Below are 21972 nucleotides of genomic sequence, written 5' to 3' on the forward strand. Positions count from 1 at the left end.
CCACCCCGCCCCGTCCGCCCGAGGAAACGCCCTAATGCTCGCCTATATCGTGCGGCGCCTGCTGCTGATCGTGCCGACGCTGTTCGGCATCCTGCTGATCAACTTCATCATCGTCCAGGCCGCGCCGGGCGGGCCGGTGGACCAGATGATCGCGCGCCTGGAAGGGCTCGACACCGGTGGCGCCACCGCGCGGATCTCCGGCGGCGGCCGCGAGGTGTCCGGCGGCGACGCCCACTACCGCGGCAGCCAGGGCCTGGACCCGGACATGGTGGCGCAGATCGAGAAGATGTACGGCTTCGACAAGTCGGCCAGCGAACGCTTCTGGCTGATGCTCAAGAGCTATGCACGGCTGGACTTCGGCGAAAGTTTCTTCCGCGACGCCAAGGTCACCGACCTGATCGTCGAGAAGATGCCGGTGTCGATCTCCCTGGGCCTGTGGAGCACCCTGATCACCTACCTGGTGTCGATCCCCCTGGGGATCGCCAAGGCCACCCGCCACGGCACCCCGTTCGATGTCTGGACCAGTGCCGCGGTGGTGGTGGGCTACGCCATTCCCTCGTTCCTGTTCGCCATCCTGCTCATCGTGCTGTTCGCCGGCGGCAGCTACTTCGACTGGTTCCCGCTGCGGGGGCTGACCTCCGCCAACTTCGCCGAGCTGTCCCTGGGCGGCAAGCTGCTGGACTATTTCTGGCACCTGGCGCTGCCGGTCACCGCCCTGGTGATCGGCAACTTCGCCACCCTCACCCTGCTGACCAAGAACAGCTTCCTCGACGAGATCGGCAAGCAGTACGTGATCACCGCCCGGGCCAAGGGCCTCAGCGAACGCCAGGTGCTCTACCGCCATGTGTTCCGCAATGCCATGCTGCTGGTGATCGCCGGCTTCCCGGCGGCGTTCCTCGGCATCTTCTTCTCCGGCGCATTGCTGATCGAGGTGATCTTCTCCCTGGACGGCCTCGGCCTGCTGGGTTTCGAGTCGGTGGTCAGCCGCGACTACCCGGTGGTGTTCGGCACGCTGTTCATCTTTTCCCTGCTGGGGCTGCTGACCAAGCTGCTGAGCGACCTCTCCTACATGCTCATCGATCCGCGGATCGACTTCGACAGCCAGGAGCGGTGACATGAGACTCTCGCCTTTCAACCGCCGGCGCCTGGAGCGCTTCAAGGCCCACAAGCGCGGCTGGTGGTCGCTGTGGCTGTTCCTTGTGCTGTTCGGTGTCAGCCTGGGCGCCGAGCTGATCGCCAACGACAAGCCGCTGGCCCTGCGCTACGACGGGGAATGGTTCTTCCCGGTGTTCAAGCGCTACCCGGAGACCCGCTTCGGCGGCGAGTTCCCCCTGGAGGCCAACTACCGCAGCCCCTACATCCAGGGGCTGATCCAGGCCAAGGGCGGCGAGCTGTACTGGCCGCCGATCCCCTTCAGCTACGACACCATCAATTACGACCTGCGGGTGCCGGCCCCGGCGCCGCCCTCGTCGGTGAACTGGCTGGGTACCGATGACCAGGCCCGGGACGTGCTGGCGCGGGTGATCTACGGGTTCCGCCTGTCGGTGCTGTTCGCCCTGGCGCTGACCCTGTTCAGTTCCCTGATCGGGGTGTTCGCCGGCGCCCTGCAAGGCTATTACGGCGGCTGGGTCGACCTGCTGGGCCAGCGCTTCCTGGAAATCTGGTCCGGGCTGCCGGTGCTGTTCCTGCTGATCATCCTGTCCAGCTTCGTGCAGCCCAACTTCTGGTGGCTGCTGGGCATCCTCCTGCTGTTCTCCTGGATGAGCCTGGTGGACGTGGTGCGGGCAGAGTTCCTCCGCGGCCGCAACCTGGAATATGTGCGCGCGGCCCGCGCCCTGGGGATGGGCAACGGGGCGATCATGTTCCGCCATATCCTGCCCAACGCGACCATTTCCACCCTCACCTTCATGCCGTTCATCCTCACCACCGCCATCGGCAGCCTGACCACCCTGGACTTCCTCGGCTTTGGCCTGCCGGCCGGCTCCCCGTCCCTGGGCGAGTTGGTGGCCCAGGGCAAGGCCAACCTGCAGGCGCCCTGGCTGGGGATCAGCGCGTTCGTGGTGCTGGCGCTGATGCTTTCGCTGCTGGTGTTCATCGGCGAAGCCGTGCGCGACGCGTTCGACCCGAGGAAATAGCCATGGCCGAGAATCTGATCGAAATCCGCGACTTGGCCGTCGAGTTCGTCTCCGGCTCCTGCGTGCAGCGGGTGGTGGACGGCGTGAGCTTCGACATCCGCAAGGGCGAGACCCTGGCCCTGGTGGGAGAAAGCGGCTCCGGCAAGTCGGTGACCGCCCACTCCATCCTGCGCCTGCTGCCCTACGCCGTGGCGCGCCACCCGAGCGGCACCATCCGCTACGCCGGGGAGGACCTGCTGAGCCTGAACGAGCGGCGCCTGCGGGGCATCCGCGGCAACCGCATCGCCATGGTCTTCCAGGAACCGATGACCTCCCTCAACCCCCTGCACAGCGTCGGCAAGCAGATCGTCGAGGTGCTGGCCCTGCACAAGGGCCTGAGCGGCGAACCGGCGCGCCGTCGCGCCCTGGAGCTGCTGGAGCTGGTGGGCCTGTCCGACCCCGGCAAGCGCCTCGGCGCCTACCCCCACGAGCTGTCCGGCGGCCAGCGCCAGCGGGTGATGATCGCCATGGCCCTGGCCAACGAACCGGAGCTGCTGATCGCCGACGAACCCACCACCGCTCTGGACGTCACGGTGCAGCTGAAGATCCTCGACCTGCTCAAGGACCTGCAGGCACGCCTGGGCATGTCGCTGCTGCTGATCAGCCACGATCTCAACCTGGTTCGACGAATCGCCCACCGTGTATGTGTCATGCAGCGGGGATGCGTCGTCGAACAGGCGTCTTGCGAGCAACTGTTCCAGGCACCGCAACATGCCTATACCCGCGAGCTGCTCGCCGCCGAGCCCCAGGGCGCCCCCCGGGAGGTCCCGCCGGCCGCTCCGCTGCTGGAGGTGGAGGACCTGCGGGTGTGGTTCCCGATCCGCAAGGGCGTGTTGCGCCGCACGGTGGATCAGGTGAAGGCGGTAGACGGCATCGATTTCTCGCTGCCCCGCGGGCAGACCCTGGGGATCGTCGGCGAGAGCGGTTCCGGCAAGTCCACCCTGGGCCTGGCGATCCTGCGGCTGCTGGCCAGCCGTGGCGCCATCCGCTTCCAGGGGCAGGCGCTGCAAGATATGACGCAACAAGAGGTACGGCCGTTGCGCCGGCAGATGCAGGTGGTCTTCCAAGACCCCTACGGCAGTCTCAGCCCGCGCATGTCGGTGGGCCAGATCGTCGGCGAAGGCCTGGCGATCCACCGCATCGGCGACGAGGCCGAGCGGGAGCGGGCGATCGTCGAGGCCCTGGTGGAAGTCGGGCTCGACCCGCAGGCGCGCCATCGCTACCCCCACGAGTTCTCCGGGGGCCAGCGGCAGCGCATCGCCATCGCCCGGGCGCTGGTACTCAAGCCGGCGCTGATCCTGCTGGACGAGCCCACCTCGGCGCTCGACCGGACGGTGCAGCGCCAGGTGGTGGAATTGTTGCGGGACTTGCAGGCCAAGTACGACCTGACCTACCTGTTCATCAGCCATGACCTGGCGGTGGTCAGGGCGCTGAGCCACCAGTTGCTGGTGATGAAGCAGGGCCGGGTCGTCGAACAGGGGCCGGCCGAGGCGATCTTCGCCGCGCCGCAGCACCCTTATACGCGGCAGTTGCTGGAAGCCGCCTTCGTGGCGCCGGCGACCGCCGCTTCATCCAGATAGCAGGAAGAGGAACGAACAATGGGATTTCTCGCCGGTAAGCGGGTACTGATCGTCGGTGTGGCCAGCAAGCTGTCCATCGCCTCGGGCATCGCCGCCGCCATGCACCGCGAAGGCGCCGAGCTGGCCTTTACCTACCAGAACGACAAGCTGAAGGGCCGTGTCGAGGAATTCGCCGCCGGCTGGGGCTCGGGCCCGGAGCTGTGCTTCCCCTGCGACGTGGCCTACGACGCCGACATCGAGTCGGTGTTCAAGGCCCTGGGCCAGAAGTGGGACAGTCTCGACGTGATCGTCCACTCGGTGGGCTTCGCCCCCGGCGACCAGTTGGATGGCGACTTCACCGACGTCACCACCCGCGAGGGCTTCCGCATCGCCCACGACATCAGTGCCTACAGCTTCGTCGCCCTCGCCAAGGGCGGCCGCGAACTGATGAAGGGCCGCAACGGCAGCCTGCTCACCCTGTCCTACCTGGGCGCCGAACGCACCATGCCCAACTACAACGTGATGGGCATGGCCAAGGCCAGCCTGGAGGCCGGCGTCCGCTACCTGGCCGGCAGCCTCGGCCCGGAAGGCACCCGGGTCAACGCCATCTCCGCCGGGCCGATCCGCACCCTGGCGGCCTCCGGTATCAAGAACTTCCGCAAGATGCTCTCCGCCAACGAGAAGCAGACCCCCCTGCGGCGCAACGTGACCATCGACGAAGTCGGCAACGCCGGCGCCTTCCTCTGCTCCGACCTGGCCTCGGGCATCAGCGGGGAAATCCTCTACGTCGACGGCGGCTTCAACACCACCGCCATGGGGTCGCTGGAAGACGAGTGATCGTCGCCCCGCGCGAAAGAAGGCCGCCCAAGCGGCCTTTTTCATGCCCGTCGTTTCAGTGCGCCAGGCGCGCCAGGTCGGCAAACCCGCGAGGGAAGAACGCCAGGCTCGCCCAGCCCAGCTGGTGCACCAGGACGATCAGCCAGAACACCGCCTGGTAGGACGCCTTGCGGGTCTTGTGCCGGTAGGCGCCCTGGGCGAGCCAGGCACCGGGCCAGCCGCCCAGCCATTCCAGCCCGTGCAGGGTGGCTTCCGGGATGCGCCGGGCGTCGCGCTGTGCCAGGGCCTTGTCGCGACGATAGAGAAAGAAAACCAGCCCGCTGGCCAGGGGATACGCCAGCAGCCAGGCCGCAGGGGTCCCCTGCCCCATCAGTCGCCCGGCGCCCCCCAGGGGCAGCACACAGAGACCGAGCAACACCAGCAGGCGAGCCAGGCTCACGCGGCCGATGCCTGGCTTCATCCGCGACCGCGGCCCCTGGCGGGCGGCTGGCGTGCGCGGCGTCGGCACCTGGCAGCGGCCGCTGCCCTCCAGCCGGGCGCGACGGGCGCGCAGGCGCCCGTCCACGCGCTCCACGGTGAAACGTACCGGGTCGCCCACCCGGGGCCGTTCTTCCCCGCCCAGGGCGGAGACATGCAGGAACACCGCCTCGCCACGCCCGTCCGGACGGATGAAGCCGAAGCCGCGCTCGTCTTCCCAGCGCTCGATACGGCCGGAACGCTCGACCGGACTCATGCCGGCGACACACCCCCCGCGGGGTAGTGCCGCGCAAGGAAATCCAGCAGCCGGGCATTCACCTCGGCCGGCTTTTCCCCCTGCAGCCAGTGACCACAGTCCGCCAGGGTGTGGGCCTCGACCCGAGGCACCCACTGGGCCATGCGCGCCAGGGTATGGGCCTCCAGGGTGCCGACCGGGTCATGGTCGCCGATCAGGAACAGCGCCGGCTGCTCGATACGGCGCTCGGCCAGGGGCTCCGACAGCGCCCAGTTTCGCTGGAAGTTGCGGTACCAGTTCAGCGCCGGGCCGAAGCCGCGCCCGGTGAAGGTAGCGAGGTAGTGCTGGAAGGACTCGTCGTCGCACCAGGCGGGCGGCACCCCGGGATCGGCCAGGCCCTCGAACAACCGCGAGCCGGCCGGTTTGTCCCGCAGGAACAGATCCTTGGGTACCTCGGCGGAGCAGGCCTGGAGCATGATCCGCAGGGTGCGCGGAATGTCTGCATCCAGCTCGGCCTCGGCCACGCCTGGGGTCTGGAAGTACAGGATGTAGTTGAAGCGGTCGCCGAAGGCCTCCCGCAGCAGCTCGGTGGCGGGTCGCTTCGGCCGGCCGCCGTAGGGGACCGAGAAACCGCCCACCACCTCGACCCGCTCGGGCGCCCGCAGCGCCAGGCTCCAGGCCACCGGGGCGCCCCAGTCGTGGCCGATCACCGCGGCGCGTGTCTGGCCGAGGGCATCCATGGCACCGAGGATGTCGTTGCCCAGGCTGGGCAGGTCATAGGCCTCGACGGCCTCGGGTGCACTGCTGCGGCCGTAGCCGCGCATTTCCGGCACCCAGACCCGGTAGCCGGCCGCGGCCAGGGCGTCAATCACGTGCCGCCAGGCGTGCCAGCACTCGGGGAACCCGTGCAGCAGCCAGACCGGCCGGCCCTGTGCGGGCCCGGCGCCATACAGGCTGAGCTGGATGCCATTGACGTCCAGCAACTGGTGTTCGACGTGGCTCATGGTCGGTCTCTCGAGTGGAGTGATCCGCCACTATGCCAAAACCGTGGATGGACGTCGCCGAACCCGGACCCAGCACGGACACGCCTGAGCCAGCGGATGCGCGCCCTCAGCCCTGGGCGCTGCTCCAGTCGATCAGCTCGAAGCGCCAGGTGGCGAGGATCAACAGGCCGAAGGCGATGCGGTACCAGGCGAACACCGCGTAGCTGTGGTGGGCGATGAACTTCAGTAGCCCGCGCACCGCGAGCATGGCGAACAGGAACGAGGTGACGAAGCCGATGGCGAACACCGGCAGGTCCGCCGGCATGAACAGCTCGTGGTACTTGTAGCCGGAGTACACGGCCGCCCCCACCATGGTGGGCATCGCCAGGAAGAAGGAGAACTCGGTGGCGGCCTGGCGCGACAGCCCGAACAGCAGGCCGCCGATGATGGTGGCGCCGGAGCGGGAGGTGCCGGGGATCATCGCCAGGCACTGGGCCAGGCCGATCTTCAGGGCGTCGTGCCAGCGCAGCTGGTCGAGGGTCTCGACCCGCACCACGTGCCGCCGACGCTCCGCCCAGAGCATGACCACCCCACCCAGAACCAATGCCCCCGCCACCGTCAGCGGGTTGAACAGGTAGCGATGGATCAGGTCCGCGCAGAGCACGCCGAGGACCACCGCCGGGAGGAAGGCCACCAGCAGGTTGGCGGTGAAGCGCCGGTCACGGGGCTGGCTGGGCAGGCCATGGAGGATGGCGAGGATCTTCGCGCGGAACTCCCAGACCACCGCGAGGATCGCGCCGAGCTGGATGATGATGTTGAACGCCATGGCTCGCTCACCGCCAAACCCGAGCAAGTCGGCGACGATGATCTGGTGTCCGGTGCTGGAGATGGGCAGGAACTCCGTGAGGCCTTCGACGATACCCAGAATCAACGCTTGAGCCGCTACCCAGAAATCCAATCGACACCTCGTTCGCCTTATGAATGGATGCGGCGGCCACCCGGTCTCGCCGCTCGGGCCGTCACGCGGAGCCGGCAGAACCGGTGCGCGCGCGGCATCCTATCAAGCTTGTTGTGCAAGAAAAGTGAAAAGACCGGTAAACCCGCCGCCGGTTCGTCCGAAGCGGAGTAAAGGCTTGGTAAATCCGACACTTGGGGAGCCTTCCTAGACGCCATGGGAACAGTCGGACCCAGGCCATCTGAATGACCATTCGCGCCTAGCCCCGCTCGCGCACCAGAGCGAGGCGCTCGCCGAGGCCGGTCTCCCGCTCCTCCCGTAGCAGGAGGGCCAGCGCCGACAGCGCCCCGCAGGCGCCAGGAGCCAGAACCCGGCGCGCCGGTAGGGCCGCCGGCTCGGCTCGAACGCGGCCAAGGTGGTCAGGTATCGCCGCGATGCCCGCCACCTGCACCACCCCAGCAGCCGCGCGAGCAAGGTACTGGCCAGGCACGGCCGCCATGGGCCGGGTCCACGTCGATCTCCCGCAGCAGCATCAGGGGCCCCAAGAGCTCGGCGCAGGCGAAGCCCACCACGGTGCATCCCGGTCCCGCGCCCTCACAGGCGTCCGCTGCGCGGCGCGTCCTGCAGCAGGGCCGGTGCCAGGGTCGTGCTCCGCAGGGCGGCGGGCAGCACTGTCGGCGGGAAACGCGTCGCCGCCCGCGCCGCCGGGTCATCGGGGCGGGCCGTATCGAGCCCATAGCGCGGGTCGAGTCGGCTCACAGCAGCATGGCCGCGGCCCAGCCGAAGGCCAGCAGCGGCAGGTTGTAGTGCAGGAAGGTGGGCACCACGGTGTCCCAGATGTGGTCGTGCTGGCCATCCACGTTGAGCCCGGCGGTGGGCCCGAGGGTGGAGTCGGAGGCCGGCGAACCGGCGTCGCCCAGGGCGCCGGCGGTGCCGATGAGGCTGACGATGGCCAGCGGGCTGAAGCCCAGTTGCACGCACAGGGGCACGAAGATCCCCGCGATGATCGGCACCGTGGAGAAGGACGAGCCGATGCCCAGGGTCACCAGCAAACCTACCAGCAGCATCAGCAGCGCACCGAGGGCACGGTTGTTGCCGATCAGCGCCGACGAGGCGTTCACCAGCCCCTGAACCTGGCCGGTGGCGCGCATCACCTCGGCGAAACCGGCGGCAGCGATCATGATGAAGCCGATCATCGCCATCATCTTCATGCCCTCGGTGAACAGCCCGTCCACCTCGCCCCAGCGCACCACGCCGCTGCCGGAGAACACCAGGAAGCCCGCCAGGGCGCCGACGATCATGGAGTCCAACCACAGCTGCACGACGAAGGTCACCACCACCGCGACGCCGGCGACCCACAGGGTCGCGGGGCTGTAGCGCTGCCGGGTGGGCTCGACGCGCTCGATGGCGTCCAGGTCGTAGGCCCGTGGGCGGCGATAGCTGAACAGCGCCAGCAGCAGCCCGGCGAGCATGCCCAGGGCCGGGATCGCCATGGCCCGGGTGACGTCGACCCCGGCCACGTCCACCCCGCTGCGGGCCACGTTGGCCAGCAGAATCTCGTTGAGGAAGATGTTGCCGAAGCCCACCGGCAGGAACATGTAGGGGGTGACCAGGCCGAAGGTGATCACGCAGGCCACCAGGCGACGGTCGACGCCCAGGCGGGACAGCACGTAGAGCAGCGGTGGCACCAGCAACGGGATGAAGGCGATGTGGATGGGCAGCAGGTTCTGCGAGGCCACCGCCGCGCCCAGCAGCAGCACGACCAGCAGCCATTTCAGGCGGCGGTAGCCGGCCTCCGGCTGGTGCCCGGCCAGGCGCGTGACGCGGTCGGCCAGGGCATGGGCCAGGCCGGACCGGGAAATGGCCACGGCGAAGGCGCCCAGCATGGCGTAGGACAGCGCCACGGTGGCGCCGCCACCCAGGCCCTGGTTGAAGGCGCCGAGAGAACCGGCCAGGCCTAAACCGCCCAGCCAGCCCCCCAGGAGCGCCCCGGCGATCAGCGCGATGATCACGTGTACGCGGCACAGGCTGAGCACCAGCATGAGGGCGACGGCGGCGAGAACGGCGTTCATGAAAACTCCTGCAAGGCGTCTGGCATGCGCCCTGCGGGACGGGCCGTGGCGAAAAGCGGCGTACTCTGCCGAAACTGGCCGGGCCTGTCAAAGCGCTGCCCAGCCATCGCGATAGCGGCCCGTTCCTTCCCCGAACAGGCAATTTCGGGGAGGGTTGTGCATACTTTCCCGGTCAACGCCTTCCCTCGATCCTCTGCGCGCGCCTCTCCGACGCTAAGGAGCTGCATCCCATGCCGTTCAATCGCCTCTCCATCCAGTGGAAGATTTCCCTGCTGGCCGGTCTCTGCCTGCTGGCGATCGTCACGTTGCTGGTCGGCGTCTCGCTGTACCAGGCCCAGCGCGGCACCGAGCTGGTGAAGACCGCCAGCGGGCAGATGCTCCAGGAAAGCGCCAAGCAGCGCCTGCGGGCCCGGGCCGAACTCCAGGCCCAGCGGGTGCAGACCTACTTCACCGATGCCTACCTCTACGGCAAGGGCTTCTCCCGCCAGGTCCTGTTCCTCAGGGAGCAGGCGGAGAAACGCTTCCTGGATGCCTTCGACCTGCGCGAGGACATGGTCCGCCAGGTGCGCAGCGGCCTGCAGAACAACCCCGACCTGCTGGGCCTGTACCTGGTCTTCGAGCCCAACGCCCTGGACGGCAAGGACGAACTGTTCGCCGGGCAGGCGGAACTGGGCAGCAACGACAAGGGCCGCTTCTCCCTGTACTGGGCCCAGCCCAAGGCCGGCGAGCTGTCTTCCGAGGCCATGACCGAGGAGGAACTGGCCAAGACCGAGACCGGCCCCAGCGGGCTGCCCTACAACGCCTGGTACACCTGCCCGCGGGAAACCCGCCAGGCCTGCGTGCTGGAGCCCTACTACGACGACGTGGAAGGCAAGCCGGTGCTGATGACCAGCATCGCCTTCCCCCTGGAGCTGGACGGCAAGGTGGTGGGCGTGATGGGGCTGGACTTCAGCCTGCAGCGCCTGCAGGAGATCAGCGAGGCGGCCAACAAGGAGCTGTACCACGGCCAGGGCCACGTCAGCATCATCAGCCCCGCCGGCCTGCTGGCCGGCCACAGCCGCGACGCCTCGCTGCTCAGCGCACCGTTGAAGAAGGCCTTCCCGGTGCAGGGCGACCAACTGGCCGCCCAGGTGACCGCCGGCCAGCCCGCCGAGCTGCACCACGCCGGGATGCTGCGGGTGATGGAGCCATTCAAGCCGATCCCCACCGCCAAGCCCTGGAGCGTGCTGATCGAGGTGCCCGAGCAGACCCTGCTGGCGCCGGCGCTGAAGCTGGAGCAGCAGCTGGACGCCCAGAACGCCGCTTCCAACTGGACCGCCCTGGCCATCGGCCTCGCGGCGGTGCTGGCCGGCCTGGTGCTGATGTGGCTCACCGCCCGCGGCGTGACCCGGCCGATCCTCGGCGTGGCGGCGATGCTGCGGGACATCGCCAGCGGCGAGGGCGACCTCACCCGGCGCCTGGACTACGCACGCAAGGACGAGCTGGGCGAACTCGCCGGCTGGTTCAACCGCTTCCTCGACAAGCTGCAGCCGATCATCGCCGACGTGAAGCGCTCGGTGCAGGACGCCCGTGGCACCGCGGACCGCTCCTCGGCCATCGCCAGCCAGACCAGCGCCGGCATGCAGCAGCAGTTCCGCGACGTGGACCAGGTGGCCACCGCATCCCAGGAAATGAGCGCCACCGCCCACGACGTGGCCAACAGCGCGGCCCAGGCCGCCGACGCCGCCCGTCGCGCCGACCAGGCGACCCGGGATGGCCTGCAACTGATCGACCGCACCACCCTGAGCATCGAGCAACTGGCCAGCGAGATGAACGCCGCCATGCAGGAGGTGGAGCAACTGGCCGCCAGCAGCGAGCAGATCGGCTCGGTGCTGGAGGTGATCCGCGCCATCGCCGAGCAGACCAACCTGCTGGCCCTTAACGCCGCCATCGAGGCCGCCCGGGCCGGCGAGGCGGGGCGCGGGTTCGCCGTGGTGGCCGACGAGGTGCGCAACCTGGCGCGACGCACCCAGGATTCGGTGGAGGAAATCCGCCAGGTGATCGAGGGCCTGCAGAACGGCACCCGCGAGGTGGTGGGCTCCATGCACAGCAGCCAGCGCCAGGCCCAGGGCAGCGTCGAGCAGGTGGAACAGGCGGTGGTGGCGCTGCGGCACATCGGCGACGCGGTGACGGTGATCAGCGACATGAACCTGCAGATCGCCAGCGCCGCGGAGGAACAGAGCGCGGTGGCCGAGGAAATCACCCGCAACGTGGCGGCGATCCGCGACGTCACCGAGTCCCTGTCCGGCCAGGCCCAGGAATCCGCCCAGGTCAGCCAGTCCCTCAACGACCTGGCCAATCAGCAGCAGGGGCTGATGGATCAGTTCCGCGTCTGACCGCTGGCGCCGTCCCGCCAGGGACGGCTGCGTGGGCTCAGGCGAACACGGTCACCGTCTGCCGGCTGATGGCCAGCAGGCGGCCGTCGGCGGTCCACAGCCCGGAGGCGATGTGGCCGTAGCCGTCGGTGGCGTGCTCGATCACCGCGCGATACAGGCACCAGTCCTCGGTGCTGAGGTCGGCCACCGGCTGGACGAACTCGATGGTCCAGGTCAGGGAACTGCCGGGCGCCGGCTTGCTCAGGTGGGACAGCACCGCCGGCGGCCAGGCGTCCACCAGGGCTAGCAGGTGCGCCTCGTCCACGGGGGCCCGGGGCTCGTCCCGCAGGCGTACCCAGCCGCCCATCTCCCGGGAGTGGTTGCCGCTGAACGGCAGGCCGCCCAGGCCCCAGCGCATCGCCAGGTAGCGGACGAATTCCGGGGTCACGCCTTTCAGGTAGGGCAGTTCCTGGCAGGCGTCCAAGGGCGCCATGGCCGGCGCGGGCTCCGCGTCCACCTGCACCGAGGACACCCGCGACGCGCCGAAGCTGCCCTGCACCAGGGTGGCGACCTGGCCGTTCTGCACGGCCCGCCCCAGCACCTGGCTGACCGCCTTGCCGTCGCGCAGCACCTCCGCTTCGAAGGCCACCGGCACGTCGGGCTCCACCGGGCCGACGAAGGTGATGGCCAGGGAGCGCACCGGCCGGCCTTCCGGCACCTGGGCGCGCATGGCCTCGTAGACCAGCGCAGCCACCAACCCGCCGAAGCTGGCGCGGCCCTGGGCCCACTCGGCCGGTACCTGCAGGGAAGCGGGCGAGCGGCGCACCGCCTGGATCAGTTCGGAAAAATTCATGGAGGACTCCCGCGCAATGGTCGACCGATGGTAAAGGATCGCCCGGGAGGCCGGGCGACCATGATGGCGACGCATGCGCCAGATCGATTGGGAAAAACGCCGTCAGCCCAGTGCGCTGCGCAGGCGGCGGACCGCCCCGTCGGCGCGCTTCTCCGCCGCGCCCATGCGTTGGCGCCAGGCGACGCGACAGGCCGCAAGGTCTGGTTCCTCCTCGGCCCGCAGCAGCCACTGGTGGCAATCGTGCCAGTCCCCGATGGCCGACTGGGTCGCCTTGAGCAGGCGCATCAGGCGGGCATCCAGGGGCATGAGGTCCGGGTACGCCTCGGCGCCATAGCGCACCCGCTTGACCAGCAGGCGCAGGCGGTGGCGGTCGTAGTCGGGATCGCCGAGGGCGTCGTGCAGGCGCCGGCGCTGCTTGTCCAGGCGCTTGCGCAGGCGTTTGCGCAACCCGCGCAGGTGGCCTTCCCGCTGCAGCAGGCGCCAGAACCCGGGCAACGCGTCCAGGGCGATGAACAGCCCGCCGAGGGCCTGGCTGGCCAGCAGGGCCCGGTAGCCCTGCTCCAGCCCCTCCGCGCGATGGTCGGCGGCAGTGTCCTGGCCCTGGGCACGCAGCTCGCCGCACAGCACTTCCAGGTCCCGCAGCGGACCGCCCAGGTCGCCCACGGCCTTCGCCGCCTCGGTCAACGGCTCGACCATGGGCATCTGCTTCAGGGGCCGCAACAGGCTGCGCAGGCGCCGCAGGGAGACCCGCAGGTCGTGCAACGCCTCCGGATCGGTGCGGGCCTGCAGACGGGCGCGGCAGGCGCGCAGGGCCACTTCCTCGGTGAGGATGCGGGCGATCAGGGAATCGATGAGACGAGCCATGGCATACCTGTGAAAACGATCGACGGCAGCCGATCAGGAAGACGAAACGCCGGGGCGCCAGGGCAGGGCCCGGCGCACGGCTTTCAGGGCGTCGCGCAGGGCCTGCGAGGCCGCTGGCTCTCCCGCGTAGCGCTGCGCTTCGAAGAGGTGTGCGAACGCATCGATGGCCGCGGCCTGGCGCGGCAGTGCTGCGGCCGCGCGCCGGGCGAAGTCCCGCGGCCCCTCGCCCGGATGGCGGCGCAGGCCCTGGCGGGCCAGCAATATCTCGAAGTCACGGAACGCGCGCTGCTGGGGGTCCCGCAGGCGGACCCACGGTTTGAACAGGAACAGCGCCACCACGGCGAAGGCCAACCCGACGCCGCCCACCAGGGACAGGGCGAACACACGCCCGTCCACGGCGCCGAACCAGCGCTGGAGGAACGCCAGCTGCTGTTCGCCCTGGTAGCCCAGGACCCAGCGCTGCCAGCCATAGTTGAGGTTGTCCCAGGTCATGCGCAGCTCGTTGAGCCAGCCCAGGTTGCGGTAGCGCAGGGGCGACAGGGGTGAGTCCTCGAGGAAGGTCCCCTCCTTCGCCAGCGCCTCTTCCAATCCTTGCTCGATGCGTTCGGGGGAGACCTGGAAGGTGGGATCGGCGCTGACCCAGCCGGTGTCCGGCTGCCAGTACTCCACCCACGCGTGGGCATCGAACTGGCGCACCTGGATGTAGTTGCCGGCGGCATTGGGCTCGCCGCCCTGGTAACCGGCCACCACCCGCGCCGGAATGCCCGCCACCCGCAGCACGAAGGCCATGGCGCCGGCGTAGTGGGCGCAGAAGCCGCGCCGGGTCTCGAAGAGGAACTGGTCGATGTCGTCGGCCCCGCCTTCGCCGGGGTGCAGGGTGTAGACGTAGGGCTCTTGGCGGAAATGCGCCAGGACCGCCTTCACCAGGTCCGGGGTGGCCGGATAGCGGGCCCGCAGGTCCTCGGCCCAGGCCCGGGTCCGCGGGTTGCCGGCGGACGGCAGCTGCAGGGCGCGGCGCATCCCCTGGGGCGCGGCGTTCACCTCCCGCGGCGCCTGGGGCCAGGAGGTGACCTGGTAGAGCAGCGCCCGGTCCACGGGCCGGCGACGCTGCAGGCGGAAGTCGGACATCTGGCGCACGTCGTCGCGGTCGGTCTCGGCCACGTCCAGGCCGAACAGCCAGGGCTTGGCCGTGGGCTGCATCACCACGCTGTAGCGCAGCGGGTTGCCCTGGCGCCGCCATGCCGGCGGTGCGCCGTAGCCCTGGGCGGCATAGCCCTGGGACCAGCGCCGGCCGTCGTAGTGTTCCAGGGTCAAAGCGCGCCAGTACAGGTCGCGGCGCGGGGGCAACGGCCCCTCGAAGCGGGCGCGGAAGACCAGTTCGGTGGACTGGCTCAGCTCGGCTACGTCCCCGGGGGACATGTTGTCGGACAGCCCGGTGATGCCTTTCTTGTCCGGCACCGGCAGCGACCACAGCGGCTCCATGCGCGGGAAGAACACGAACAGCAGCAGCATCAGCGGCAGCGCCTGCAACAGCAGTTGCCCCGCCAGGCGCAGGGTCGCCTGGGGCCGCACTACGGCGCCGGGGCTCTGTTGCAGGCCGATCAGCGCCGCCAGCAGGGCGGTTACCGGCAGCAGGCTGTACAGCGCGGTGGCGATGCTATCGTCGAACAAGTAGCTGGTTACCACCACGAAGAAGCCGAGGAACACCAGCACCAGGCCGTCGCGGCGGCTGCGCATCTCCACCATCTTCAGGATGAACGCGGCGATCAGCAGGACCACGCCGCCGTCCAGGCCGATCAGGGTGCCACGGCTGACATAGGCGCCGGCGGCGGCCACGGCCACCAGGGCGATCTTCGCCGTGGGCCCCGGGTAGCCCACTTTCATGCGGAAAGCCTGCACGCGCCAGGTCACGCAGGCCAGCCAGAAGCCGGCCAGCCACAGCGGCACGTGCAAGAAATGCGGCAGGATCGCCAGGGCCTGGGCCACCAGCAGCCAGGTCAGGGCGACCCGGGGCAGCGCCTGCGGGGTACTCACCGCGCCACCCCGAACAGCGCCAGGGCGCGCAGGCAAGCATCCCGGTGGGCCTCGCCCTCGTCCGGCCCCAGGTGGAGGCCCGGCAGGGTGAGGCCGAAGGCCTGGCTGCGCTCGGACAGCGCCAGCACCCAGTGGCACAACAGCGACACGCGCATCTCCATGTCCCCGGACAGGCTCTCGTAGTCCAGCCACAGCTCGCGGCCACCCAGGGCGGCGAAGTCTTTCACCAACAGGCCCTGGCCTCGGGAGTAGGCCTTCCAGTGCAGGCGCCGCTTGGAGTCGCCGGGCTGGTAGGGCTTCAGCCCTTGGTAGTCATCGGCGCCCCGGCCGATGGCGCGGTTGCCCTCCTCTTCGTCGCCGGCCGCCGGCACCAGGGGCAGCTCACCCGGCAACGGCCGCGGATAGACCAGCGCCGCCAGGTCCAGGTCGACCCAGCTCCAGGCCACCAGAATGCCCAGAGGGAAACGGGTCTCCACCCGCATGCGCCCGGGTCTGAGCCAGCCGCGGCGAACCGCCGCCTGGCCCAGCCGGCATTCCCAGGCGCCGTTGGCCGGCACGTCGTAGATCTCCAGGGGCTCCGGTGGCCAGCCGAGGGCGATGGCCTGGTGGGCGCGACCGCCGCTCTCCAGGCGCACCTGGAAGCGCGCATGCTCGCCGACGAACACCGCATTGCCGCCGCCCGCCTTCAGCACCAGGGTCGCCAGGTTGCGGTAGGTATGCAGGATGGTCACCAGGAACACCGCCAGCAGCAGAAAGGTCAGGCCGTAGGCCAGGCTGCTCTGGTAGTTGATCGCCGCCAGCAGCATCAGCACCAGGGCCACGCCGAACGCGGCGCCGACCCGGGTGGGGACGATGAAGATGCGCCGCTGGTTCAGGGTTACCTGGGGCGCCGTCGGCAGCCGCCGCGCCAGCCAGCGGTTCCAGTAGGGCGCGAAGCGGGCCTTCAGCATCTGCCGCGCCCCGCGCCGGCAGGCGTCGCCCTCACAGCGCCGGCACCTCGCGCAGCAGCCACTGCACCAGGGTGCCGCCGCCGTGGCCGGTGGCGTCGGCGCGCTCCCGCAGGCGATGGCCCACCACCGCCCCGAGCACCGCCTGGACATCCTCCGGGATCACGTAGTCGCGGCCCGCCAGGTAGGCCCAGGCCCGCGCCGCCGCCAGCAGCGCCAGGCTGGCCCGGGGCGAGAGCCCCCAGGCGAACTGCGCCTGGGAACGGGTCGCCTCCACCAGGCGCAACACGTAGTCCACCAGGGCATCGCTGGCCCGGACCCGGCTGACTTCGGCCTGCAGCGCAGCCAGCTCGGCATGGTCCAGCAAGGGGTCGAGCTTCGGCAGCAATTCGCGGCGCGCCTCGCCCAGCAGCAAGGCTTTTTCGGCGGCCTTGGCCGGGTAGCCCAGGGACAACCGCATGAGGAAGCGGTCGAGCTGGGACTCCGGCAGGGCGAAGGTGCCGCCCTGGCTGACGGGGTTCTGGGTGGCGATGACGAAGAAGGGCTCGGGCAAAGGGCGGGTCGCTCCCTCGATGGTCACCTGGCCCTCCTCCATGGCCTCCAGCAAGGCGCTCTGGCTCTTCGGGGTGGCCCGGTTGATCTCGTCCGCCAGCACCAGTTCGGCGAACACCGGCCCGGGGTGAAAGACGAACTGGCCGCTGTCCTTGTCGAACACCGAAGTGCCGAGGATGTCGCCGGGCAGCAGGTCGGAGGTGAACTGGATACGCTGGAAACTGAGGCCGAGAATCTTCGCCAGGGCATGGCTCAGAGTGGTCTTGCCCATCCCCGGCAAGTCCTCCAGCAGCAGGTGCCCCTTGGCCAGCAGGCAGGCCAGGGCCAGCCGGACCTGCGGTTCCTTGCCCAGCACCACGCGGTTGATCGCGTCCAGGCAGGCTTCCAGTTTCGTGCGCATTCGCTCCCTCCCGTTCAATCGATCACCGGATGCTACTGCCTGACCCCAGCGAGGCAAAGGCGCCTGCACTGTCCGCTCACCAAAAGCGAGACACAGTCGTCCTCATGAAACCGACCGTCCGGCTGGCGGCGCGGTTCGACCGACTATCGACCCCGAGCCTAAAACGTCGCCTCTGCAGGTTTCCAACCCACACGCCTGATGGCATATTGCCTACAAAACCCACATACGCTTACGTGTTTGATAGCCAAATGCTTACAAACGGGACGATAAAAGCGGATAAACGGGTTAGATAGCCTCTGGCAATCGATCAAGAAACATTGATAGCCTAGGCCTTGCAAGGATGAGAATCAGATTCACTTCGGTACAGCCGGTACCGAACCGCCAGGAGGCGAGCACGGAGCGAAGTTTTATCCGTCGTACAGCGGAATGCATGAACGGGTAGCCGTAACCCTTTTTCGAGTAGTCGATCATGCGCACCGCATCCCGCCCCCGCCTGCTGGCCACCCTGTTCATGCTGGGTGCCGCGCCGTTCAGCCAAGCCGGCCAGTCGACCGGGCAGTTGGACATCCGCATGACCATTTCCGAAGCCTGCCAGGTCAGTGCCGAGCCCGGTGCCAATCGCCTCGCCATGAGCAGCAGCCATTGCACAGACCGCGCCCGCTACCGGGTGATGTACCCGGCCAGCGGGAAAACCGTGGACCAGCCGGACAGCCTGCGCAGCGTCGAGCACGGCGAAGGCCCCTCGCCCACCCGGGTGACCGTCTACTGGTGAGCAGACCTCAGCGCGGCCGGACCATCTCGAAGGTATCCCGGGTCCGGGTGTAGGACTGCCCGCCCAGGCGGCCCAGCAGGTCCAGGCGCTGCGGATCGATCCGCCCCCGGGCGTCCAGCACCGAATCGTCCAGGTGCGCCAGCACGACCTCGGCGAAGATCAGGTGGCAGTTGGGCGTCTGCCGGGGATAGGGCTGGATGTCGGCCACCTTGCATTCGAACGCCACCGGGGCGCCGGTCACCCGCAAGGCAGCAACCCGCTCCGCGGGTTGGGCGACGATGCCACAGCGCTCGAATTCGCTGACGTTTCGGGGCAGCAGTGCCGCGCTGGCATTCATTGCCTCGGCCTGGGCCGCATTGACCAGCTGGATCACCAGTTCGCCGGTTTCCCGGGCGTTGAGCAGGGTGTCCTTGAGGGAGCCGTCGTCGCGGTCGCCGACGTTCACCATCAGGGTCGGCGGCTTGTCGCTGATCACCTGGAAGAAACTGAACGGCGCCAGGTTGTCGATGCCGTCGGCGGAACGACTGGAGACCCAGGCGATGGGCCGGGGCGTGACGGTGGATGCCAGCCAGCGGTAGGCATCCAGCGGGGACAACGTGGTGAAGTCGAGTTTCATCAGCGGCCGGCTCGGGATTCGCGGATGTAGAAGCGTGCCTTTTCGGCCTTCTGGGTACAACCCTCGAACCGTTCGAACTGCTGCTGGGTCTTGGCCCCGGTGAGCAGCGAGAGGGCCTTGGAGTAGCTGACGGTGCCGGCGAACCCCTCGGCCTTGGCCAGGTCCAGCTCCTGCCAGGCGCTGTCCAGCTGGGTGGCGCAGCTATCGCGGTAGGCCGTCCTCCCCGAGCAGCCCACCAGCGTCAGGGCGATCAACGGCAACGCGATCCAGGATTTCATCGCAACTCTCCTTGGGTTTCGAACGGCATGAAAAGACCGCAGCGCCCAGAGCGGACGGCACGGCGGAATGCGCCGGCGCAGCCGGCGTGAGTCTGACTGGACGCCGGCGGATACGTTCCGGAGGCAACCGCGGAATCGCCGCCCTCCTCCCTTGGCGCGGCGGACGCCACGGCGTATCGTCGGGCCCGGTTCCGAGGGAGGCACAGATGAGCAAGCGGGTGGCACTGGTGTTGGGGTCGGGGGGCGCGCGCGGCTATGCCCACGTCGGCGTGATCGAGGAACTGGAGGCCCGCGGCTATCGCATCGACTGTGTCGCCGGCTGCTCCATGGGCGCGGTGGTGGGCGGCATCTATGCCGCCGGCAAGCTGCGGGAATACCGCGAGTGGACCGAGAGCCTGGATTACCTGGACGTGCTTCGCCTGCTGGACGTGAGCTTCCGCCTCGGCGCGATCCGCGGCGAAAAGGTCTTCGGGCGGATTCGCGACATCCTTGGCGAACTGGACATCCAGGACCTGCGCATCCCCTACACGGCGGTCGCCACCGACCTCACCAACCAGCAGGAAATCTGGTTCCAGGAAGGCTGCCTGCACCAGGCGATGCGCGCTTCCGCAGCGATACCCAGCCTGTTCACGCCCCTGGTCCAGGGCAGCCGAGTTCTGGTGGATGGCGGTCTGCTCAACCCGCTGCCCATCGTGCCGGTGGTGTCCAGCCACTGCGACCTGATCGTCGCGGTCAACCTGAATGCCACCCACTCCCGCCATTACCGCCTGCCGGAGGTGGAGCGCCCGCCGGCGCTGCGCCAGCGCCTGGACCTGCTGGTGGGTTCCCTGAGCGCGCGTCTGCCGTTCCTGCGCCGGGAGCCCGGAGACACCACGCCGGGCGATGCCACGCCGGACGATGCCGTGGAGCTGCCCAACCCCTGGCTGGACGAGCCGGCCTCGCCCCTGGCCCAGCAGCCCGCCGCGGCGCCGGAGCGGGAAGGCGCGCCGAAATCCGCCAGCGGCTCGCGGGTGGCGATGCTGGCCGGTCCGGCCTCCCTGCTGGAGCTGGTGAACCAGAGTTTCGAGGTCATGCAGACCTCCCTGGCCCAGTACAAGATCGCCGGCTACCCGCCGGACATCCTGATCAACGTGCCCAAGCGAGTCTGCCGGTTCTTCGAATTCCACAAGGCGCCCGAGCTGATCGAACTGGGCCGGCAGATCGCCCGGGATACCCTGGACGCCTACGAGGCGAGCCACTGACTCAGAAGATCGACCAGCCGATCCGTGCGGAGAGCTTCTCCAGCGCCGCCAGGCCGGCCAGGGAGTTGCCCGCCGGGTTCAGCTCCGGCGACCACACGCAGACCGTGAAGCGCCCGGGCACCACCGCGACGATGCCGCCGCCGACCCCGCTCTTGCCCGGCAGGCCGACCCGGTAGGCGAAATTGCCCGCCTCGTCATACAGGCCGCTGGTGGCCATGATGGCGTTGACCTGCTTGACCTGGCGCGGGGTGAGCACCTGTTCACCGCTGTGCAGGCAGTGCCCCTGGTTGGCGAGGAAGCAGAACGCCCGGGCCAGGTCGGCGCAGCTCATGCGCAGGGCGCAGTGGTGGAAATAGGCCCGCAGTACCGCCTCGACGTCATTGTTGAAGTTGCCGAACGCCTGCATCAGGTAGGCCATGGCCGCGTTACGCGCGCGGAACTGGTATTCCGAGCGGGCCACCACCTCGTCGGAAATCACCAGCGGGTTGCCGCTCAGGCGCCGTACGAAATCACGCATGGACTGGGCCGGCGCGGCGAAGCGCGACTGGTTGATGTCGCAGATCACCAGGGCGCCGGCGTTGATGAAGGGGTTGCGCGGCACGCCCCGCTCGAACTCCAGCTGCACCAAAGAGTTGAACGGCTGGCCGGACGGCTCGTGGCCCAGGCGCCGCCAGATCGCCTCGCCGGAATGCTGGATCGCCTGGACCAGGCTGAACACCTTGGAAATGCTCTGGATGGAGAACGGCACCAGGCCGTCGCCGGCGGTGAACAGCTCGCCGTCGTTGCTGTAGACGGCGATGCCCAGCTGGTTGGCGTCCACCCGGCCCAGGGCGGGAATGTAGTCGGCGACCTTGCCGCTGCCGATCAGCGGGCGGACATCCTCGAGGATTTCATTCAATAGCGACTGCATGGGTCTCTCATGGCAAACGCGCGCGGCCGCGCCGCGCGGCGGGAAACACACGGGACGCTCGCGACGCCCCGTTCATCACGCGGGTCAGCCGTCCCGCAGGCGATAGCCGACCCCGGCCTCGGTGACGATGAAGCGCGGCTGTGCCGGGTCGTCGCCGAGTTTCTGCCGCAGGTGGCCCACCACCACCCGCAGGTAATGGGTGTCCTCGGCATGGGTGGGGCCCCAGATGTCCTGCAGCAGCTGGCGTTGGGTCACCACCCGGCCCAGGTGCCGCGCCAGCGCGGCGAGCACCGCGTATTCCTTGCGGGTCAGGGCGATCTCCCGGTCCTCCAGCAGCACCTTGCGGTAGGCGAAGTCCACCCGCAGCGGGCCACTGCTGACGCTGGCCGGCTGCTCCTCGCGGGCGGCGGCGCCCTGGCGCAGCATCACCCGCACCCGGGCGAGGAATTCCTGGATGCCGAACGGCTTGGTCATGTAGTCGTTGGCGCCACCATCCAGGGCCCGGACCTTCTCGTCCTCGCCGGCGCGCACCGACAACACCAGCACCGGCAGCGACGACCACTCCCGCAGTTCCCGCAGCACCGCGTGCCCGTCCCGGTCCGGCAGGCCCAGGTCCAGCACCATCAGGTCGGGCAGCGCCAGGGCGGCCTGGGCCAGGCCCTCGGCGCCAGTGCCCGCCTCGATGACCCGGTACCCCTGCGCGGTCAGGCTGATCCGCAGGAACTTGCGGATCGGCGGCTCGTCGTCCACCACCAGGACGGTGGGCAGGACGGCTCGGGAAGGCTGGGGCATGGCTCGCTCGCAACGGCTGTCAACGCGCCGCGCAGTCTACCGGGACGGCGAGCCGAATGCCTGCCCG

The 21972-nt window shown here is 69.1% G+C and carries 20 protein-coding genes and 2 pseudogenes; 8 read left to right on the forward strand and 14 right to left on the reverse strand.

From position 1 onward, the window contains the following. The first annotated feature begins 34 nt into the window (after positions 1-34). The 4 genes from FM069_RS12185 to fabI are packed head-to-tail and all read left to right on the forward strand — an operon-like array spanning position 35 to position 4570. Positions 35-1114 carry a microcin C ABC transporter permease YejB gene (locus FM069_RS12185; protein ID WP_143488629.1) on the forward strand — a complete coding sequence of 360 codons (1080 nt, stop codon included), beginning with the start codon at positions 35-37 and terminating at the stop codon, positions 1112-1114. Position 1115: 1 nt separating this feature from the next. Beyond that, entirely contained in the window at positions 1116-2135 is a 1020-nt protein-coding gene (locus FM069_RS12190) for an ABC transporter permease (RefSeq protein WP_143488630.1), read from the forward strand. Positions 2136-2137: 2 nt separating this feature from the next. Beyond that, positions 2138-3754 carry an ABC transporter ATP-binding protein gene (locus tag FM069_RS12195; protein ID WP_143488631.1) on the forward strand — a complete coding sequence of 539 codons (1617 nt, stop codon included), beginning with the start codon at positions 2138-2140 and terminating at the stop codon, positions 3752-3754. Between the two features lie 18 nt (positions 3755-3772). Continuing rightward, positions 3773-4570: an enoyl-ACP reductase FabI gene (gene fabI / locus FM069_RS12200; protein ID WP_143488632.1), complete on the forward strand. Its 798-nt coding sequence runs from the start codon at positions 3773-3775 to the stop codon at positions 4568-4570. Between the two features lie 55 nt (positions 4571-4625). Here fabI and FM069_RS12205 read toward each other — a convergent pair whose 3' ends face one another. From FM069_RS12205 to FM069_RS12220, 5 genes are all read right to left on the reverse strand, one after another. Then, positions 4626-5303, reverse strand: coding sequence for a DUF1294 domain-containing protein (locus FM069_RS12205; RefSeq protein WP_143488633.1), 678 nt, complete (start codon positions 5301-5303; stop codon positions 4626-4628). Further along, positions 5300-6286 (reverse strand): alpha/beta fold hydrolase, encoded by a 987-nt coding sequence (locus tag FM069_RS12210; protein WP_143488634.1) that lies wholly within the window; start codon positions 6284-6286, stop codon positions 5300-5302. The genes FM069_RS12205 and FM069_RS12210 overlap by 4 nt, the downstream gene beginning before the upstream one ends. A gap of 106 nt (positions 6287-6392) precedes the next feature. After that, entirely contained in the window at positions 6393-7223 is an 831-nt protein-coding gene (locus FM069_RS12215; RefSeq protein WP_143488635.1) for an undecaprenyl-diphosphate phosphatase, read from the reverse strand. A gap of 591 nt (positions 7224-7814) precedes the next feature. Further along, positions 7815-7979 carry a hypothetical protein gene (locus FM069_RS21620; protein WP_178106727.1) on the reverse strand — a complete coding sequence of 55 codons (165 nt, stop codon included), beginning with the start codon at positions 7977-7979 and terminating at the stop codon, positions 7815-7817. After that, a complete protein-coding gene (locus FM069_RS12220) occupies positions 7976-9292 on the reverse strand; it encodes a Na+/H+ antiporter family protein (protein WP_143488636.1) in 1317 nt (438 codons plus the stop codon). Before FM069_RS12220 ends, FM069_RS21620 begins: the two co-directional genes overlap by 4 nt. A gap of 551 nt (positions 9293-9843) precedes the next feature. Here FM069_RS12220 and FM069_RS22310 point away from each other — a divergent pair. After that, positions 9844-10809: pseudogene (locus FM069_RS22310) on the forward strand (PDC sensor domain-containing protein); the annotation flags it as partial. 342 nt (positions 10810-11151) lie between these two features. Then, positions 11152-11667 (forward strand): annotated as a pseudogene (locus FM069_RS22315) (methyl-accepting chemotaxis protein); the annotation flags it as partial. 37 nt (positions 11668-11704) lie between these two features. Here the strand turns inward: FM069_RS22315 and FM069_RS12230 are convergent. The 5 genes from FM069_RS12230 to FM069_RS12250 form a co-directional block, all read right to left on the reverse strand. Next, positions 11705-12499 carry an acyl-CoA thioesterase gene (locus tag FM069_RS12230; RefSeq protein ID WP_143488638.1) on the reverse strand — a complete coding sequence of 265 codons (795 nt, stop codon included), beginning with the start codon at positions 12497-12499 and terminating at the stop codon, positions 11705-11707. Positions 12500-12601: 102 nt separating this feature from the next. Next, the gene (locus tag FM069_RS12235) at positions 12602-13363 is read right to left on the reverse strand and encodes a CHAD domain-containing protein (RefSeq protein ID WP_143488639.1); all 762 of its coding nucleotides are present in this window, start codon (positions 13361-13363) and stop codon (positions 12602-12604) included. Between the two features lie 33 nt (positions 13364-13396). Next, positions 13397-15397 carry a transglutaminase TgpA family protein gene (locus FM069_RS12240; RefSeq protein ID WP_143488640.1) on the reverse strand — a complete coding sequence of 667 codons (2001 nt, stop codon included), beginning with the start codon at positions 15395-15397 and terminating at the stop codon, positions 13397-13399. After that, positions 15394-16347 (reverse strand): DUF58 domain-containing protein, encoded by a 954-nt coding sequence (locus FM069_RS12245; RefSeq protein ID WP_407681582.1) that lies wholly within the window; start codon positions 16345-16347, stop codon positions 15394-15396. The genes FM069_RS12240 and FM069_RS12245 overlap by 4 nt, the downstream gene beginning before the upstream one ends. Positions 16348-16378: 31 nt before the next feature. After that, entirely contained in the window at positions 16379-17296 is a 918-nt protein-coding gene (locus tag FM069_RS12250) for an AAA family ATPase (protein ID WP_143488641.1), read from the reverse strand. 469 nt (positions 17297-17765) lie between these two features. Between FM069_RS12250 and FM069_RS12255 the strand changes: the two genes are divergently transcribed. Beyond that, on the forward strand, positions 17766-18068 hold the full coding sequence (locus FM069_RS12255) for a hypothetical protein (protein ID WP_143488642.1): 303 nt from the start codon (positions 17766-17768) through the stop codon (positions 18066-18068). 7 nt (positions 18069-18075) lie between these two features. Here FM069_RS12255 and FM069_RS12260 read toward each other — a convergent pair whose 3' ends face one another. Both FM069_RS12260 and FM069_RS12265 read right to left on the reverse strand, forming a co-directional pair. After that, on the reverse strand, positions 18076-18684 hold the full coding sequence (locus FM069_RS12260) for a flavin reductase family protein (RefSeq protein ID WP_143488643.1): 609 nt from the start codon (positions 18682-18684) through the stop codon (positions 18076-18078). Next, positions 18684-18962, reverse strand: a complete 279-nt coding sequence (locus FM069_RS12265; protein ID WP_143488644.1) for a hypothetical protein — start codon at positions 18960-18962, stop codon at positions 18684-18686. The genes FM069_RS12260 and FM069_RS12265 overlap by 1 nt, the downstream gene beginning before the upstream one ends. A gap of 206 nt (positions 18963-19168) precedes the next feature. On the opposite strand from FM069_RS12265, the gene FM069_RS12270 reads away from it, so the two are divergent. Beyond that, entirely contained in the window at positions 19169-20203 is a 1035-nt protein-coding gene (locus FM069_RS12270) for a patatin-like phospholipase family protein (RefSeq protein ID WP_143488645.1), read from the forward strand. Between the two features lies 1 nt (position 20204). Here the strand turns inward: FM069_RS12270 and glsB are convergent, their stop codons facing one another. Further along, on the reverse strand, positions 20205-21113 hold the full coding sequence (gene glsB, locus FM069_RS12275; protein ID WP_143488646.1) for a glutaminase B: 909 nt from the start codon (positions 21111-21113) through the stop codon (positions 20205-20207). A gap of 84 nt (positions 21114-21197) precedes the next feature. Further along, positions 21198-21905, reverse strand: a complete 708-nt coding sequence (locus FM069_RS12280; RefSeq protein ID WP_143488647.1) for a response regulator — start codon at positions 21903-21905, stop codon at positions 21198-21200. Positions 21906-21972: the final 67 nt, after the last annotated feature.

The sequence above is a fragment of the Pseudomonas mangiferae genome (assembly GCF_007109405.1).
Lineage (GTDB): Bacteria > Pseudomonadota > Gammaproteobacteria > Pseudomonadales > Pseudomonadaceae > Pseudomonas_T > Pseudomonas_T mangiferae.

Excerpts from the sequence above, each read along its gene's own strand:
- FM069_RS12185 (WP_143488629.1), top strand. The coding sequence starts at position 35 with ATGCTCGCCTATATCGTGCGGCGCCTGCTGCTGATCGTGCCGACGCTG.
- FM069_RS12190 (WP_143488630.1), top strand. The coding sequence starts at position 1,116 with ATGAGACTCTCGCCTTTCAACCGCCGGCGCCTGGAGCGCTTCAAGGCC.
- FM069_RS12195 (WP_143488631.1), top strand. The coding sequence starts at position 2,138 with ATGGCCGAGAATCTGATCGAAATCCGCGACTTGGCCGTCGAGTTCGTC.
- fabI (WP_143488632.1), top strand. The coding sequence starts at position 3,773 with ATGGGATTTCTCGCCGGTAAGCGGGTACTGATCGTCGGTGTGGCCAGC.
- FM069_RS12205 (WP_143488633.1), bottom strand. The coding sequence starts at position 5,303 with ATGAGTCCGGTCGAGCGTTCCGGCCGTATCGAGCGCTGGGAAGACGAG.
- FM069_RS12210 (WP_143488634.1), bottom strand. The coding sequence starts at position 6,286 with ATGAGCCACGTCGAACACCAGTTGCTGGACGTCAATGGCATCCAGCTC.
- FM069_RS12220 (WP_143488636.1), bottom strand. The coding sequence starts at position 9,292 with ATGAACGCCGTTCTCGCCGCCGTCGCCCTCATGCTGGTGCTCAGCCTG.
- FM069_RS12230 (WP_143488638.1), bottom strand. The coding sequence starts at position 12,499 with ATGAATTTTTCCGAACTGATCCAGGCGGTGCGCCGCTCGCCCGCTTCC.
- FM069_RS12235 (WP_143488639.1), bottom strand. The coding sequence starts at position 13,363 with ATGGCTCGTCTCATCGATTCCCTGATCGCCCGCATCCTCACCGAGGAA.
- FM069_RS12245 (WP_407681582.1), bottom strand. The coding sequence starts at position 16,347 with ATGCTGAAGGCCCGCTTCGCGCCCTACTGGAACCGCTGGCTGGCGCGG.
- FM069_RS12250 (WP_143488641.1), bottom strand. The coding sequence starts at position 17,296 with ATGCGCACGAAACTGGAAGCCTGCCTGGACGCGATCAACCGCGTGGTG.
- FM069_RS12255 (WP_143488642.1), top strand. The coding sequence starts at position 17,766 with ATGCGCACCGCATCCCGCCCCCGCCTGCTGGCCACCCTGTTCATGCTG.
- FM069_RS12260 (WP_143488643.1), bottom strand. The coding sequence starts at position 18,684 with ATGAAACTCGACTTCACCACGTTGTCCCCGCTGGATGCCTACCGCTGG.
- FM069_RS12265 (WP_143488644.1), bottom strand. The coding sequence starts at position 18,962 with ATGAAATCCTGGATCGCGTTGCCGTTGATCGCCCTGACGCTGGTGGGC.
- FM069_RS12270 (WP_143488645.1), top strand. The coding sequence starts at position 19,169 with ATGAGCAAGCGGGTGGCACTGGTGTTGGGGTCGGGGGGCGCGCGCGGC.
- glsB (WP_143488646.1), bottom strand. The coding sequence starts at position 21,113 with ATGCAGTCGCTATTGAATGAAATCCTCGAGGATGTCCGCCCGCTGATC.
- FM069_RS12280 (WP_143488647.1), bottom strand. The coding sequence starts at position 21,905 with ATGCCCCAGCCTTCCCGAGCCGTCCTGCCCACCGTCCTGGTGGTGGAC.